At 69.4% G+C, this 14,709-nt stretch carries 11 protein-coding genes and 2 tRNA genes; 9 read left to right on the forward strand and 4 right to left on the reverse strand.

All coding sequences use genetic code 11. The features are described 5' to 3' along the window. Positions 1-330: 330 nt before the first annotated feature. The gene (locus ACZ4NB_RS24280) at positions 331-525 is read left to right on the forward strand and encodes a hypothetical protein (protein ID WP_384440576.1); all 195 of its coding nucleotides are present in this window, start codon (positions 331-333) and stop codon (positions 523-525) included. A gap of 110 nt (positions 526-635) precedes the next feature. Here ACZ4NB_RS24280 and ACZ4NB_RS24285 read toward each other — a convergent pair whose 3' ends face one another. Together ACZ4NB_RS24285 and ACZ4NB_RS24290 are read right to left on the reverse strand one after the other, a co-directional pair. Then, positions 636-1,007 (reverse strand): arsenate reductase family protein, encoded by a 372-nt coding sequence (locus ACZ4NB_RS24285; protein WP_467664657.1) that lies wholly within the window; start codon positions 1,005-1,007, stop codon positions 636-638. Positions 1,008-1,229: 222 nt separating this feature from the next. Next, positions 1,230-1,300: transfer RNA gene (locus tag ACZ4NB_RS24290), tRNA-Gly, on the reverse strand. A 169-nt stretch (positions 1,301-1,469) separates the two neighbouring features. On the opposite strand from ACZ4NB_RS24290, the gene ACZ4NB_RS24295 reads away from it, so the two are divergent. From ACZ4NB_RS24295 to clpX, 5 genes are all read left to right on the forward strand, one after another. Then, positions 1,470-1,546, forward strand: a tRNA-Pro gene (locus ACZ4NB_RS24295). Positions 1,547-1,775: 229 nt separating this feature from the next. Then, the gene (tig, locus tag ACZ4NB_RS24300; protein WP_467664659.1) at positions 1,776-3,155 is read left to right on the forward strand and encodes a trigger factor; all 1,380 of its coding nucleotides are present in this window, start codon (positions 1,776-1,778) and stop codon (positions 3,153-3,155) included. A gap of 295 nt (positions 3,156-3,450) precedes the next feature. Next, entirely contained in the window at positions 3,451-4,053 is a 603-nt protein-coding gene (locus tag ACZ4NB_RS24305; RefSeq protein WP_174857796.1) for an ATP-dependent Clp protease proteolytic subunit, read from the forward strand. A 65-nt stretch (positions 4,054-4,118) separates the two neighbouring features. Further along, positions 4,119-4,796 carry an ATP-dependent Clp protease proteolytic subunit gene (locus ACZ4NB_RS24310; RefSeq protein WP_393487277.1) on the forward strand — a complete coding sequence of 226 codons (678 nt, stop codon included), beginning with the start codon at positions 4,119-4,121 and terminating at the stop codon, positions 4,794-4,796. Positions 4,797-4,976: 180 nt separating this feature from the next. Beyond that, positions 4,977-6,260: an ATP-dependent Clp protease ATP-binding subunit ClpX gene (gene clpX / locus ACZ4NB_RS24315; protein ID WP_360942010.1), complete on the forward strand. Its 1,284-nt coding sequence runs from the start codon at positions 4,977-4,979 to the stop codon at positions 6,258-6,260. A gap of 128 nt (positions 6,261-6,388) precedes the next feature. On the opposite strand, the gene ACZ4NB_RS24320 is transcribed toward clpX, so the two are convergent. Continuing rightward, entirely contained in the window at positions 6,389-7,408 is a 1,020-nt protein-coding gene (locus ACZ4NB_RS24320) for a hypothetical protein (protein WP_467664661.1), read from the reverse strand. A gap of 161 nt (positions 7,409-7,569) precedes the next feature. On the opposite strand from ACZ4NB_RS24320, the gene ACZ4NB_RS24325 reads away from it, so the two are divergent. Next, positions 7,570-10,191, forward strand: coding sequence for a valine--tRNA ligase (locus ACZ4NB_RS24325; RefSeq protein ID WP_467664663.1), 2,622 nt, complete (start codon positions 7,570-7,572; stop codon positions 10,189-10,191). On the opposite strand, the gene ACZ4NB_RS24330 is transcribed toward ACZ4NB_RS24325, so the two are convergent. Further along, positions 10,157-11,338 carry a hypothetical protein gene (locus ACZ4NB_RS24330; protein WP_467664883.1) on the reverse strand — a complete coding sequence of 394 codons (1,182 nt, stop codon included), beginning with the start codon at positions 11,336-11,338 and terminating at the stop codon, positions 10,157-10,159. The two genes, ACZ4NB_RS24325 and ACZ4NB_RS24330, sit on opposite strands and share 35 nt — an antisense overlap. Before the next feature lie 278 nt (positions 11,339-11,616). Here ACZ4NB_RS24330 and ACZ4NB_RS24335 point away from each other — a divergent pair, with 278 nt between their 5' ends. Together ACZ4NB_RS24335 and folC are read left to right on the forward strand one after the other, a co-directional pair. Next, complete coding sequence (locus ACZ4NB_RS24335; protein WP_467664665.1) at positions 11,617-13,065, forward strand: peptidoglycan D,D-transpeptidase FtsI family protein; 1,449 nt, start codon at positions 11,617-11,619, stop codon at positions 13,063-13,065. A gap of 102 nt (positions 13,066-13,167) precedes the next feature. After that, positions 13,168-14,709, forward strand: coding sequence for a bifunctional tetrahydrofolate synthase/dihydrofolate synthase (gene folC / locus ACZ4NB_RS24340; protein ID WP_467664667.1), 1,542 nt, complete (start codon positions 13,168-13,170; stop codon positions 14,707-14,709).

Genomic DNA, 14,709 nt, shown 5'->3' on the forward strand with positions numbered 1-14,709 from the left:
CGGACGCCACGAATAAGTGAATTAGCCGGTCCGGGCGCGAAGAAAACGATCAGAATGGGGTGGGTGAATTAGCGTGGCGGTCTCGTGCGGGCGAATTCCGGGAGTCCTCCACCGCGCCGCGGCCGGCGTCCGTCGGCCACGCCGCCGCCACCCGCCGGACACCCACTCGCCGCCGCGCGGCCACCGGTGGCAGGAACCGGGCAAAGCGTTGGCCGATGATTCGTCACCGGCCTGCAGTGGGCATGGAGTTGGTGGCACGATGGGTGCCGGGGGGTGTGCGCGGCATGCTCCCGGGCGGGTGAGGCGTTCCGACCAAGGGTGTGATCAGTTGTGGCTCTTTCGCTGTCAGTTGTGCTGCTGTTGGGGATCATCCTGATCGTGCTGATCAGAGGAAAGTCGATCAAGGCGGGTCCGGCGATCGTCGCCGTGCTCTTCGGCTTCTTCCTCGCCTCCACCGGCATGGCGCCGTCCATCAACCGGTTCTTCAACTCCCTGGCGGACACCATCAACCACATCACGTTCTAGGTCCGGGACACGTTCCCGGGTCCGGACCGATCCGGGTGCCCGCCGGCCCCTGAGCCGGCCGCCGCACGAGGCCCGGCTCCGCACACCGCGTCAGGCCGAGCCGTACGGGGCTATGCGTCGCCGGTCCGCGCCACCACTTCGCGTACGGCCTCCTCGGTGCGTCCGACGAGCGCCGAGCCGTCGTCCGCCGTGATGATCGGCCGCTGGATCAGCCGGGGATGCGCCGCCAGAGCCGCGATCCACCGCTCCCGCGCGGCGTCGGTGCGCTCCCAGTCCTTGAGCCCCAGCTCCTTCGCCTCGGCCTCCTGGATCCGGGTGATGTCCCAGGGCTCCAGGCCCAGCCGCGCCAGCACCGCGCGCAGCTCGCCCGCGTCCGGCGGGTCCTCCAGGTACTTGCGCACGGTGTACTGAGCGCCCTCGTCGTCCAGGATCTGCACGGCGGAACGGCACTTGGAACACGCGGGATTGAGCCAGATCTCCATGCCCGCCACTCTATTGATCCGCGCGCCGCCAGCGAAGAGGGGCGCACGCGGGCGGGGAAGCGGGACGGGAAGGCGCGGGCTGGGAAGTCCGCCGCGCGACATGCAACGCGGCGGAGAAGGCGAGCGCGGAGCCCCGAGCGCGCAGAGCGCCGAACGGGAGGAGCCGGCCTGCCGGAAAGCGGAAAACCCCGAACCGTCCGGCCCGGGGTTTTCCCTTACGAGAGCGGGCGACGGGAATCGAACCCGCGTAGCTAGTTTGGAAGACTAGGGCTCTACCATTGAGCTACGCCCGCATGCGCCGTCGGTCACAAGACCTCGGCACGCAGTGCATCCTAGCGGGTCGCGGCGGTGCGCCGCACACCCTCCCCGCATGCCCCGCCCGCGTGTACGCCGCCCCACCGGTCACGGCGATAACTGTGCAGCCGTTCTGTCCGCGGCCATGTACCCTACGTGTCGCACCGACGGGGTGTGGCGCAGCTTGGTAGCGCGTCCGCTTTGGGAGCGGAAGGTCGTCGGTTCGAATCCGGCCACCCCGACCAGCAGGTCAGCCCGGCAGCAGCGGCCGGGCACAGCCCCGGGCCCACCGGGGCACCCGCGAGATCGGCGGGGCGTGCAAGATCACGTTGTGGGCGTCATCCTCCTAGCGGTTACTATGCAAGCTGCGTGCCCGTGTGTCTGTGTACCGGGCGTGATCGGCCGGGCCCGGGCAGCCGGTATCCGGTAGATCTCAAGCAGAACCCCAGAAGTCAGCCCCAAGGAGACCGAACCGTGAAGAGCGCCGTGGAGACCCTGAACCCGACTCGGGTTCGGCTCACTGTCGAGGTGCCCTTCGAGGAGCTCAAGCCCAGCCTCGACGCGGCGTACAAGAAGATCAACCAGCAGGTCACGGTGAAGGGCTTCCGCCAGGGCAAGATCCCGGCCCGCGTCATCGACCAGCGGTTCGGTCGTGGCGCCGTGCTGGAGGAGGCCGTCAACGACGCGCTCCCGAAGTTCTACACCGAGGCGGTCAACGAGGGTGAGCTGAACGTCCTCGGCCAGCCCGAGGTCGACATCACCGAGCTGAAGGACGGCGAGCTGCTGGCCTTCACCGCCGAGGTCGACATCCGCCCGGCCCTGGAGATCCCGGACTACTCCGGTATCGAGGTCGAGGTCGACGCCGTCGAGGTGTCGGACGAGGACGTCGACAAGTCCGTCGAGCAGCTGCGTGAGCGCTTCGCCACGACCGCCCCGGTCGAGCGTGCCGCCCAGGACGGCGACGTGCTGACGGTCAACCTGGAGGCCAAGGTCGACGGCGAGGTCCTGGAGGACGGTGTCGCCGAGGGCGTCACGTACACCGTCGGCTCCGGTGAGCTGCTCGACGGCATCGACGACGCGGTCACCGGCGTGGAGGCCGGCGGCAGCGCCACCTTCACCTCCGAGCTCAAGGGCGGCTCCGCCCAGGGCAAGGAGGCCGAGGTCAAGGTCGAGGTCACCGAGGTCAAGTCCCGCGAACTGCCCGAGCTGGACGACGACTTCGCGCAGCTGGCCAGCGAGTTCGACACCCTTGAGGACCTCAAGGCGGACAGCCGCAAGCGCCTTGAGCAGATGAAGAAGTACGACCAGGCCACCCAGGCCCAGGAGAAGGTGCTCGACGAGCTCCTGAAGCTGGTCGAGGTCCCGATGCCCGAGAAGCTTCTCGAGGACGAGATCAACACCCGCAAGCACAACCTGGTCAACCACCAGCTCGCCCAGATGGGCCTCGACCTCGCGAAGTACCTGGAGATCCAGGGCAAGACCGAGGAGGAGTTCGACGCCGAGACCAAGGAGCAGGCGGAGAAGGGCATCAAGACCCAGTTCATCCTCGACGAGCTGGTCAACAAGGAGAAGCTGAACGTCAGCCAGGAGGAGCTCACCGAGCACCTCATGCGCCGCGCGCAGTCCTCCGGCATGTCCCCCGACCAGTTCGCCCAGGCCGTCGTCGAGGGCGGCCAGGTGCCGATGCTCGTCGGTGAGGTCGCCCGCGGCAAGGCCCTCGCGGTCGTCGTCGAGGCCGCCACGGTCAAGGACACCAACGGTGAGGTCATCGACCTGGAGGACGAGGACGAGGCCGAGGTCGCCGAGGCCGTCGTCGCCGAGGCCGAGGGCACCGACGAGAAGTCCGAGGTCTGAGCCCCGGCCGCCTCGCGGCTTGGTTGAACGACTGAAATGTACGGGCCCGAACACGCACGTCCGCGTGTTCGGGCCCGTACGTCATACCGGCCGGTCAGCCTGCGCTCACAGCGAACAGTTATCGATGCGGGATGGCGTTGTCCGACCTGCGCGTTAGGGTCCGTAGATACGAGGGCAGGGGAGTCTCCGAAACAGCGCCGGGGGCACACACGGCGCCGATCCCCGCGCCCCAGAAGACGACGCTGTGACGGCCTCGGCCGTCCGACAACGAGCAGGTGGACACGTGACGATCCCGATGCCTTCCGCCGCCGCTGAGCCGACCTTCGGTGGCCTCGGCGACCAGGTCTACAACCGGCTGCTCGGCGAGCGGATCATCTTCCTCGGCCAGCCGGTCGACGACGACATCGCCAACAAGATCACCGCGCAGCTGCTTCTCCTCGCCGCGGACCCGGAAAAGGACATCTTCCTCTACATCAACTCCCCGGGCGGCTCGATCTCGGCCGGCTTGGCCATCTACGACACCATGCAGTACATCAAGAACGACGTGGTGACGATCGCGATGGGCCTTGCTGCTTCCATGGGGCAGTTCCTGCTGAGCGCCGGCACCCCGGGCAAGCGCTTCGCGCTGCCGAACGCCGAGATCCTCATCCACCAGCCCTCCGCCGGTCTGGCCGGCTCCGCGTCGGACATCAAGATCCACGCCGAGCGGCTGCTGCACACCAAGAAGCGGATGGCGGAGCTGACGGCCTTCCACACGGGCCAGACCGTCGAGCGGATCACCCAGGACTCGGACCGCGACCGCTGGTTCTCCGCCGACGAGGCCAAGGAGTACGGCCTGATCGACGATGTGATGACCTCCGCCGCCGGCGTTCCGGGCGGGGGCGGCACCGGGGCCTGAGCCCCGAAGCACTCGCCCCAGCCACCCCAGCCCACTTGATCGCCACCAGGATGGTGAACACCACGATGAACAACTTCCCCGGCAGCGGCCTCTACCAGCGCCCGGAGGCCGAGTTCTCCGGCCCGACGGCCGAGGCTCGCTACATCGTCCCGCGCTTCGTCGAGCGCACGTCGCAGGGCGTGCGCGAGTACGACCCGTACGCCAAGCTGTTCGAGGAGCGCGTGATCTTCCTCGGCGTGCAGATCGACGACGCCTCGGCCAACGACGTCATGGCGCAGCTGCTGTGCCTGGAGTCGATGGACCCCGACCGCGACATCTCGATCTACATCAACAGCCCCGGCGGCTCCTTCACGGCGCTCACGGCCATCTACGACACGATGCAGTTCGTGAAGCCGGACATCCAGACGGTCTGCATGGGCCAGGCGGCCTCCGCCGCGGCCGTGCTGCTCGCGGCCGGCACCCCCGGCAAGCGGATGGCGCTGCCGAACGCCCGGGTGCTGATCCACCAGCCCTACAGCGAGACCGGCCGCGGTCAGGTCTCCGACCTGGAGATCGCCGCCAACGAGATCCTGCGGATGCGCTCGCAGCTGGAGGACCTGCTCGCCAAGCACTCCTCCACGCCGATCGAGAAGATCCGTGATGACATCGAGCGTGACAAGATTCTGACCGCCGAGGAGTCCCTGGCGTACGGTCTGGTCGACCAGATCGTCTCGACGCGCAAGTCGTCGGTCTCGATCGGTTAGGGATCTGCTCGCGATCTTCGCGAAGTGAGCCGGAGCGTTGCCCCCTTGGACCGGTACGGGATCGAGTGAACCGAGTCGGTCCAAGGGGGGCCCGTACGGGGGGCCCGGCAAGGTACCGTCGATAGGCAAGCACCCGGGTCCGTGGAGCAATGCGGATCCCAGGCGAAGGGGAAGCACCTCGTGGCACGCATCGGTGACGGCGGCGACCTGCTCAAGTGCTCATTCTGTGGAAAGAGCCAGAAGCAGGTGAAGAAGCTCATCGCGGGACCTGGTGTGTACATCTGCGACGAGTGCATCGACCTCTGCAACGAAATCATCGAGGAGGAGCTCGCCGAGACCTCCGAGGTGCGGTGGGAGGAGCTCCCCAAGCCCCGGGAGATCTACGAGTTCCTGAACGGCTACGTCGTCGGCCAGGAGCCCGCGAAGAAGGCGCTCTCGGTCGCCGTCTACAACCACTACAAGCGGGTGCAGGCGGGCGAGAACGGCCCCGGCCGCGGCGACGAGGGCATCGAGCTGGCCAAGTCCAACATCCTGCTGCTCGGCCCGACCGGCTCCGGCAAGACCCTGCTCGCGCAGACCCTCGCCCGGATGCTGAACGTCCCCTTCGCGTTCGCCGACGCCACGGCCCTGACGGAGGCCGGCTACGTCGGTGAGGACGTCGAGAACATCCTCCTCAAGCTGATCCAGGCCGCGGACTTCGACATCAAGAAGGCCGAGACCGGCATCATCTACATCGACGAGATCGACAAGGTCGCCCGGAAGAGCGAAAACCCGTCGATCACGCGGGACGTCTCCGGCGAGGGCGTCCAGCAGGCGCTGCTGAAGATCCTGGAGGGCACCACCGCCTCCGTTCCGCCCCAGGGCGGCCGCAAGCACCCCCACCAGGAATTCATCCAGATCGACACCACGAACGTCCTCTTCATCGTCGGCGGTGCCTTCGCCGGCCTGGAGAAGATCATCGAGGCCCGGTCCGGCGCCAAGGGCATCGGCTTCGGGGCCACGATCCGCTCCAAGCGCGAGATCGAGTCCAAGGACCAGCTCCAGGACGTCATGCCGGAGGACCTGGTGAAGTTCGGGATGATCCCGGAGTTCATCGGCCGCCTCCCCGTCCTGACCTCGGTGCACAACCTGGACCGCGAGGCCCTGCTCCAGATCCTCGTCGAGCCGCGCAACGCGCTGGTCAAGCAGTACAAGCGCCTCTTCGAACTCGACGGCGTCGAGCTCGACTTCGACCGCCCGGCGCTGGAGGCGATCGCCGACCAGGCGATCCTCCGCGGCACCGGCGCCCGCGGCCTGCGCGCCATCATGGAGGAGGTCCTCCAGGCGGTGATGTACGAGATCCCGTCCCGCAAGGATGTCGCCCGCGTCGTCATCACCGAGGACGTCGTTCACTCGAACGTGAACCCGACCCTGGTCCCGCGTACCCGCGGCGACTCGGGCGAGCCCCAGGAGAAGAGCGCGTAGCGCGCGCCCGGTAGACGTACGAAAGCCGCCCGGCAGCTGGAGAAGCTGCCGGGCGGCTCTGTTGTCTCGGGGGAATCGCCCGCCGCGCCCGTGTCGCCGCCCCCACAACGGCGCACGAGGCGGCACGGCTACTTCTCCTTGCGGACCTCGTTGCGGATCTTGGCGGTCTTGTCGGCCAGGTCCTCAAGGCCGGGGGCGTGCGCGGTGACCTGTCCGTCGGGGCTGATGGAGTCGGCCATCGTGACCGTGCCGATCGCACTGTTGTCGCCCCAGACGCACATGTTGGCGTTGAAGGACACGGTCATGTTGCTCTGGGAGAAGGAGAACTTCAGCGACTTGCACTTCATCACGGCACCGTCGAAGTCGTCCGGTGAGTAGTTCTCCGGCCCCTCGACGGTTTCGACCTTGCCCCCTTCGGACTTCATGTTCTTCTTGAACATCTCGTCCTGCTTGGCGAACGCCGCGTCGATGGCGCCCTCCGGGTCGGCGACCTTTCCGTAGGTCGCCCTCAGGGACATGGGAATTTTGCTGGTATTGACGTAATCACCGTTGACGATCTTGGCCTCGGTGATCCCCATGGCCTTGGCGTCCTTGTCGTTGGACACGTCCTTGGGAGCGGTCGCGCCACCGGCACCGGGGATGTTGCCGGTCTTCTTGCTGAACTCCCCGTTCAGCAGCTTCTCCGGCATCGAGATCGTGTAGGGCTTCACATCCCCGCCCGAGCCGAAGACGAAGTACGCGCCCACGCCGATCGCGGCGACGACCGCGACCGCGCCGGCGATCAGGGCGATCTTCTTGCCGTTGCCGCCGCCGGACTCCTCGGGGCCCTGGGGGATCAGGCCGTAAGGGGTCTGCTGGCCGCCGTACGGGGCCTGCTGGCCGTAGCCGGGGGCGGGCTGCTGGGGGTAGCCGTAGCCCTGTTGCGGGGGCACCTGGCCGCCTTGCTGGGGGTAGCCGTAGCCCTGTTGCGGGGGCACCTGGCCGCCTTGCTGGGGGTAACCGTAGCCCTGCTGCGGGGGCACCTGGCCGCCCTGCTGCGGGTAGCCGTAACCGGGCTGCGGGACCGGCGGCTGCTGCGGCTGGCCGTACGGGCCGGGCTGCTGGGGCTGCTGCCCGTACGGACCGGGAGGCGGCTGGTTGTAGCTCATGGAGCGTTCCCCTCGTGACAACTGAAGGCAGTTGAGTTCTGCGTGTGAAGTCCTGCGATGTTTATGCGCTGCCGACATCCTGTACGACGCCGCTGACAAGCGTTGCCCCGGGGGCGAAACCGATTCGAAGCTGCTACATCCGCGCCCGTACACTGTCGGTCGTGACCGAGAACACTCAGCAGAGCAACCACAGCGCCCCCGAACTGCCGACTCAGTACACGCCGGCCGATGTAGAGGGGCCGCTGTACGAGCGCTGGGTAGAGCGGGGTTACTTCGAGGCGGACGAGAAGAGCGACAAGCCCCCGTACACCATCGTCATTCCGCCCCCGAACGTCACCGGCAGCCTCCACCTGGGGCACGCCTTCGAGCACACGCTCATCGACGCCCTCACGCGCCGCAAGCGGATGCAGGGGTACGAGACGCTCTGGCAGCCGGGCATGGACCACGCCGGTATCGCTACCCAGAACGTCGTCGAGCGGGAACTCGCCAAGGAGGGCGTGTCGCGGCACGACCTGGGGCGCGAGGCGTTCGTCGAGCGCGTCTGGCAGTGGAAGAACGAGTCCGGTGGCCAGATCTCGGGCCAGATGCGGCGCCTGGGCGACGGCGTCGCCTGGTCGCGCGAGCGGTTCACGATGGACGAGGGCCTGTCCAAGGCCGTCCAGACGATCTTCAAGCGCCTCTACGAGGACGAGCTGATCTACCGCGCCGAGCGGATCATCAACTGGTGCCCGCGCTGTCTGACCGCCATCTCGGACATCGAGGTGGAGTACCAGGACGACGACGGCGAGCTGGTGTCGATCCGCTACGGCGAGGGCGACGCCTCGATCGTCGTCGCCACGACGCGGGCCGAGACGATGCTGGGCGACACCGCCGTCGCCGTCCACCCGGAGGACGAGCGGTACGCCCATCTCGTCGGTACCGAGATCGAGTTGCCGCTGACCGGCCGCCGGATCCCGGTCGTCGCCGACGAGCACGTCGACCCGGAGTTCGGCACGGGCGCGGTCAAGGTCACACCGGCGCACGACCCCAACGACTTCGAGATCGGCCAGCGGCACGGCCTGCCGAGCCTGGCCGTCATGGACGAGCACGCGGTCATCACCGCGCACGGCCCGTTCCAGGGCCTGGACCGCCTGGAGGCCCGCAGCACCATCGTCGGCGCGCTGCGCGCCGAGGGCCGGATCGTCGCCGAGAAGCGTCCCTACACGCACTCCGTCGGGCACTGCTCGCGCTGCAAGACCACCATCGAGCCGCGGCTGTCGATGCAGTGGTGGGTCAAGGTCGGCCCGCTGGCCAAGGCCGCGGGCGACGCGGTGCGGGACGGCAAGGTCGCGATCCACCCCAAGGAGATGGAGTCGCGCTACTTCGGCTGGGTGGACAACCTCCACGACTGGTGCATCTCGCGTCAGCTGTGGTGGGGCCACCGGATCCCGGTCTGGTACGGGCCGCAGGGCGAGGTCGTCTGCGTCGGACCGGACGAGGAGCCGCCGAGCGGTGAGGGGTGGCATCAGGACACCGACGTCCTGGACACCTGGTTCTCGTCGGGCCTGTGGCCGTTCTCCACGCTGGGCTGGCCCGAGCAGACCCCGAGCGTCGAGAAGTTCTACCCGAACTCCGTGCTGGTCACCGGCTACGACATCCTGTTCTTCTGGGTCGCGCGAATGATGATGTTCGGGCTGTACGCGATGGACGGCACCCCGCCCTTCCACACCATCGCGCTGCACGGCATGGTCCGCGACCAGTTCGGCAAGAAGATGTCCAAGTCCTTCGGGAACGCGGTCAACCCCCTGGACTGGATGGACAAGTACGGGTCGGACGCCGTCCGGTTCACGCTCGCCCGCGGGGCCAACCCCGGTGTCGACGTGCCGATCGGCGAGGACTGGGTCCAGGGCTCCCGCAACTTCGCCAACAAGATCTGGAACGCCACGCGCTTCGCGCTGATGAACGGCGCGACGGTCGAGGGCGAACTGCCGCCCGCCGAGCAGCTGTCGGCGACCGACCGGTGGATCCTGTCCCGGCTGAACGAGGTCATCGCCGAGGTCGACGCCTACTACGAGGACTACCAGTTCGCGAAGCTGTCGGACGCCCTCTTCCACTTCGCGTGGGACGAGGTCTTCGACTGGTACGTCGAGCTGTCCAAGACCACGTTCATGGCGGGCGGACCGGCCGCCGACGCCTCGCGCCGGGTCCTGGGCGAGGTCCTGGACGTCACGCTGCGCCTGCTGCACCCGATCGTCCCGTTCGTCACCGAGACCCTGTGGACGACGCTGACCGGCCGGGAGTCGGTCGTCATCGCCGAGTGGCCGGCGGACTCCGGCTTCCGGGACGCGGCCGCCGAGCGGGAGATCGGGCTGGTCCAGCAGGTCGTGACCGAGGTCCGGCGGTTCCGCTCCGACCAGGGCCTGCAGCCCGGTCAGAAGGTCCCCGCGCAGCTGGACCTGTCCGGTACGGCGCTGGCGGCGCACGAGGCCGCGATGCGCTCGCTGCTGCGGCTGCAGCCGGCCGGTGCGGACTTCAGCGCCACCGCCTCGCTGCCGGTCGCGGGCGCGACGGTCGCGCTGGACCTGTCCGGTGCCATCGACGTCGAGGCCGAGCGCAAGCGGCTGACGAAGGACCTGGCCGCCGCCGAGAAGGAGAAGGCGCAGGCCACCGGCAAGCTCGGCAACGAGGCGTTCCTCGCCAAGGCGCCGGAGAAGGTCGTGGACAAGATCCGCGGCCGGCTGGAGGCCGCGGAGGCGGACATCGTCCGGATCACCGCCCAGCTGGCGGCTCTGCCGAAGGCGTAGCGCCGGTCCCCAGGCTCGTCGCAGGCCCCTCGTCCCCACGGGCGGGGGGCCTGCGCCGTCCCCGCCCCCGGCGCCCGCGCTCGCGTACCGGCCACAGCAGCACATACGCCGTCGAGACGGCCACGAACGCCAGCCGGATCAGCCCGCGGGCGGAGTCGTCGGGCACGGCGAAGACGCTGCCGTAGAGGGTGAGCAGGCCCAGCCAGCTCCACCAGGGGACCAGGCGGCGCTGGCCGATGACGTCCCAGAGCAGGGTGCCCAGCAGCACGGACGCGGTGTAGTACGTGTAGACGCTGGGATCGAGGACGATGCGGGCGTTGGCGCCCAGCAGGACCACCGCCGCCCAGCGGCCGCGCCAGACCGCGATCGCGCCCAGCGCCAGGCCCAGGGCGGCCTGGGCGGGGCGGTCCCAGCCGGGGGTCTCGGGGTCGCCGACCCCCAGCCAGCGCAGGGCGGACGCCGGATGGTTGGGGATGGCGAACTTCGCCGCGGCGAACGACTGCGGATCGCCGACGAAGAACGGCAGCCAGGCCAGGGCGACCAGCCCGGCGCACCACAGGCCGGCCCGCAGCCACTGGTGCCTGGGCAGGGCGAGCAGGAGCGGGAGGAAGGCCAGCGCGGTGGGCTTGGAGTCCATCGCCAGGGCCAGGAAGGCGCCGGTCAGGGCGGGGCTGCCGCGGGTGACGGCGCGTACGGCGAGGGCGGTGAAGAACAGCGCGAGCACGTCGTCGAGGTGCCCGAAGCGGACCGCGACCTCGATCCACATGGGGATGAAGGCCAGCCCGGCTATCAGTACGCGCTGCCGCAGCCGCTGGTGGTTGGTGCCGGTGCCCAGGAAGTGGTGGGCGGCGCTGCGGCCCGCCAGCACCACGATCACCAGGCCGAGCAGCGACATCAGGGCCGCGGCGAGGAACTGGCCGGTGGCCTCGGGGAAGGGGTTGAACAGCCCGGCGGTCAGAAAGCTGAGCGGGCCCATCTGGAGCTCGGGGTGGTGCGCGTAGAGGTTGAGCCCGCCGGTGCCGTCGCCCGCGGTGCCCTGGTAGATCAGTTCACCGCCGGTGCGCAGGTAGTGCCAGGAGAATCCGCCGTGCGGCTCGACGACGGCGAACCAGAGCACCGTCCAGGCGCCGAGCAGCACCAGATGCATCCGCTGACTGATTGCCGGCACTCGAATCTCAGCTCCCGCTTTCCCGTCCGCCGTCTGCTGCTGGCCACCAAGGACGCGCCGGCCGGTGCGCACCGGTGGCCGCAGCCCGCCGTGGAAGAGGGGCAAACGCGGCGGAAAGTTGTCCCGCCGGCTGATCCGGAACGGGTGCGGTGGCTCTCATGGGGCTCTCATGGCGCTCTCATGAAGCCGGGGCACGGTGGACCGAGCGGCCCGGGGTCCGGGCCGCACCGCACGTCCAGCACGAGGAGCCGCGCCCCATGAACAAGCCCCTGCGACGGGTCTCGGTCTTCTGCCTCGCCCTGATACTCGCGCTGATGGGCTGGGCCACCTGGATACAGGGCGCGAAGGCCAGCGACTACAAGGACGACCCGCACAATCCGCGGATGGCGATCGGCAAGTACGCGGCGCCGCTGGGCAACATCCTCGTCGGCGGGGAACCGGTCACCGGCTCCGCCGCCACCTCCTCCACGCTGAAGTACAAGCGGACCTACAAGGACGGCCCGCTGTACGCCCCGGTCACCGGCTTCACCTCGCAGATCTTCGGCAGCAACCAGCTGGAGAGCCTCTACGGCGACCTCCTCGACGGCTCCGACAGCCGGCTGCAGAGCCCCGCCGACGCGCTGACGCGCACGCGGGCCAAGGGCGGCGACGTGGCCACCACCATCGACGCCGAGGTGCAGAAGGCCGGCTACCGGGCGCTGGGCGACAAGAAGGGCGCCGCCGTCGCCCTGGACCCGGCCACGGGGCGGATCCTGGGCATGGTCTCCACCCCGTCCTACGACCCGGGGAAGTTCGCCGGGTCCTCCGCCGCCGACCAGAGGGCCTGGCAGCGCATGTCGGCCGACACCGACGACCCCGAGGTCAACCGGGCGCTGCGGCAGGCGCTGCCGCCCGGCTCCACCTTCAAGCTGGTGGTCGCCGCGGCCGCGCTGGAGAACGGCCTGTACTCCTCGGTGGACGTGCCCACCGACAGCCCCGACCCGTACACGCTCCCGCACACCCGCACCACGCTGAAGAACGAGAGCGCCTCGGCGCCCTGCAAGAACGCCACCATCCGCACCGCGCTCCAGTACTCCTGCAACACCGTCTTCGCGAAGATGGCCGTCGACCTGGGCAAGGACAAGGTGAAGGCGCAGGCCGAGAAGTTCGGCTTCAACGACGGCAAGGTGGACACCCCGGTGCGAGCCGGCAAGAGCAGCTACCCCTCGGACATGGACGAGGCGCAGACCGCGCTGTCCGGCATCGGCCAGTTCGACGACCAGGCGACCCCGCTGCAGATGGCGATGGTCGTCTCGGCCCTCGCCAACGGCGGCGAGCTGAAGACCCCGCAGCTGGTCGACGAGCTGACCGACGGCGGCGGCAACACCCTCCAGCGCAGCGTCCCGAAGACGTACGGCACGGCCACCTCGGCGCGGACGGCCGCGCAGCTGCGGTCGGCGATGCAGACGGTCGTGGACGAGGGCACCGGGTCGAACGCGAAGATCGGCGGACTGACCGTCGGCGGCAAGACCGGCACCGCCCAGCACGGCGTCGACAACAGCGGTACGCCCTACGCCTGGTTCGTCTCGTACGCCCAGGACGCGCGCGGGCGCCAGGTCGCGGTCGCCGTGATGGTCGAGGACGGCCACGCCGCCCGCAACGAGGTCTCCGGCAACGGGCTGGCGGCCCCGATCGCGCGGGCGATGATGAAGGCGGCGCTGGCGTAGCGGGGCGCACGGGGGCGGCGGCCGGGGCCCGGATGCGGCGCGGGGGCGCTCGCCCGGCAGCGCAGCGCACCACTGTCAGCGGTGCCTCGTAGACTTGTCGTCGTGAGCGAGCGCCCCCAGAACGACGACCCCGACCCGACCGACCCCTTCGACGAGCTGGTCGAAGCCGAGACGGACCGTGACCCCGACCTCGCGGTGATCGAGGCCGGCAGCCGGACCCTGCGCGCCCAGGCAGGACCGCCGCAGGGGGACCCGATTCCCGCCCGGCCGGCCGACCCCGAGGTCGACCGCGCGCTGCGCGCCGTGGAGGACGAGCTGGCCGGCCGCTGGGGCGAGACCAAGCTCGACCCGTCGGTGCAGCGCATCGTGGCGCTGCTGGACATCCTCGGCTCCCCGCAGCGGGCCTACCCCTCCATCCACATCACGGGCACGAACGGCAAGACCAGCACCGCCCGCATGATCGAGGCCCTGCTGTCCGCCTTCGACCTGCGCACCGGCCGCTATACGAGCCCGCACGTCCAGTCCGTCACCGAGCGGATCAGCCTGGACGGCGCTCCGATCTCCGCCGAGCGCTTCATCGAGACCTACCGGGACATCGCCCCGTATGTGGAGATGGTCGACGCCCAGCAGGAGTACCGCCTGTCGTTCTTCGAGGTGCTGACGGCGATGGCGTTCGCCGCCTTCGCGGACACCCCGGTGGACGTGGCGGTCGTCGAGGTCGGCATGGGCGGCACCTGGGACGCGACGAACGTCATCGACGCGAACGTTGCCGTGATCACCCCGATCTCGCTGGATCACACCGATCGGCTGGGGGAGACGCACGAGCAGATCGCCGTCGAGAAGTCCGGGATCATCAAGAAGGCCGCTACGACAGCGGCCGGCGCCGCGGGCACGGTCGTGATCATGGCCCAGCAGCCGGTGGACGCGGCGTCGGTGATGCTCAAGCGCGCGGTCGAGGTGGATGCCACGGTCGCCCGTGAGGGCATGGAGTTCGGGGTCATCTCCCGTGAGGTGGCGGTCGGCGGCCAGATGCTGACGCTGCGCGGTCTGGGCGGCGAGTACCCCGAGATCTTCCTCCCGCTCTACGGCGCCCACCAGGCGCACAACGCCGCGGTGGCGCTCGCCGCGGTCGAGGCGTTCTTCGGCGTCGGCTCGGACCACGCCCGCACGCTCGACATCGACACCATCCGCTCCGCGTTCGCCGCGGTCTCCTCGCCCGGCCGGATGGAGGTCGTCCGCCGCAGCCCCACGGTGGTGCTGGACGCCGCGCACAATCCCGCGGGCGGGCGGGCCGCGGCCGAGGCGGTCACCGAGGCGTTCGGGTTCAGCCGGCTGGTGGGCGTCGTCGGCACCAGCGACGACAAGGACGTCCGGGGTCTGCTGGAGGCGTTCGAGCCGATCTTCGCCGAGATCGTGGTGACGCGTAATTCCAGCCATCGTGCGATGGATCCGGATGAGCTGGCGGCGATCGCGGTCGAGGTCTTCGGCGCCGAGCGGGTCCAGGTCGAGCCGCGGCTCGACGACGCCCTGGAGGCGGCGATCACGCTCGCGGAGGAAGAGGGCGAGTTCTCCGGAGCGGGTGTGCTGGTGACCGGCTCGGTGATCACGGTCGGCGAGGCCCGGCTGCTGCTGGGAAGGAGCTGA

The organism is Streptomyces sp. NPDC026575 (assembly GCF_055567415.1).

Bases quoted from the DNA above. Each gene is read 5' to 3' on its own strand.
- ACZ4NB_RS24335 (WP_467664665.1), top strand. From the start codon at position 11,617: ATGAACAAGCCCCTGCGACGGGTCTCGGTCTTCTGCCTCGCCCTGATA.
- ACZ4NB_RS24320 (WP_467664661.1), bottom strand. From the start codon at position 7,408: ATGAGCTACAACCAGCCGCCTCCCGGTCCGTACGGGCAGCAGCCCCAG.
- ACZ4NB_RS24285 (WP_467664657.1), bottom strand. From the start codon at position 1,007: ATGGAGATCTGGCTCAATCCCGCGTGTTCCAAGTGCCGTTCCGCCGTG.
- ACZ4NB_RS24310 (WP_393487277.1), top strand. From the start codon at position 4,119: ATGAACAACTTCCCCGGCAGCGGCCTCTACCAGCGCCCGGAGGCCGAG.
- ACZ4NB_RS24305 (WP_174857796.1), top strand. From the start codon at position 3,451: ATGCCTTCCGCCGCCGCTGAGCCGACCTTCGGTGGCCTCGGCGACCAG.
- ACZ4NB_RS24330 (WP_467664883.1), bottom strand. From the start codon at position 11,338: ATGCATCTGGTGCTGCTCGGCGCCTGGACGGTGCTCTGGTTCGCCGTC.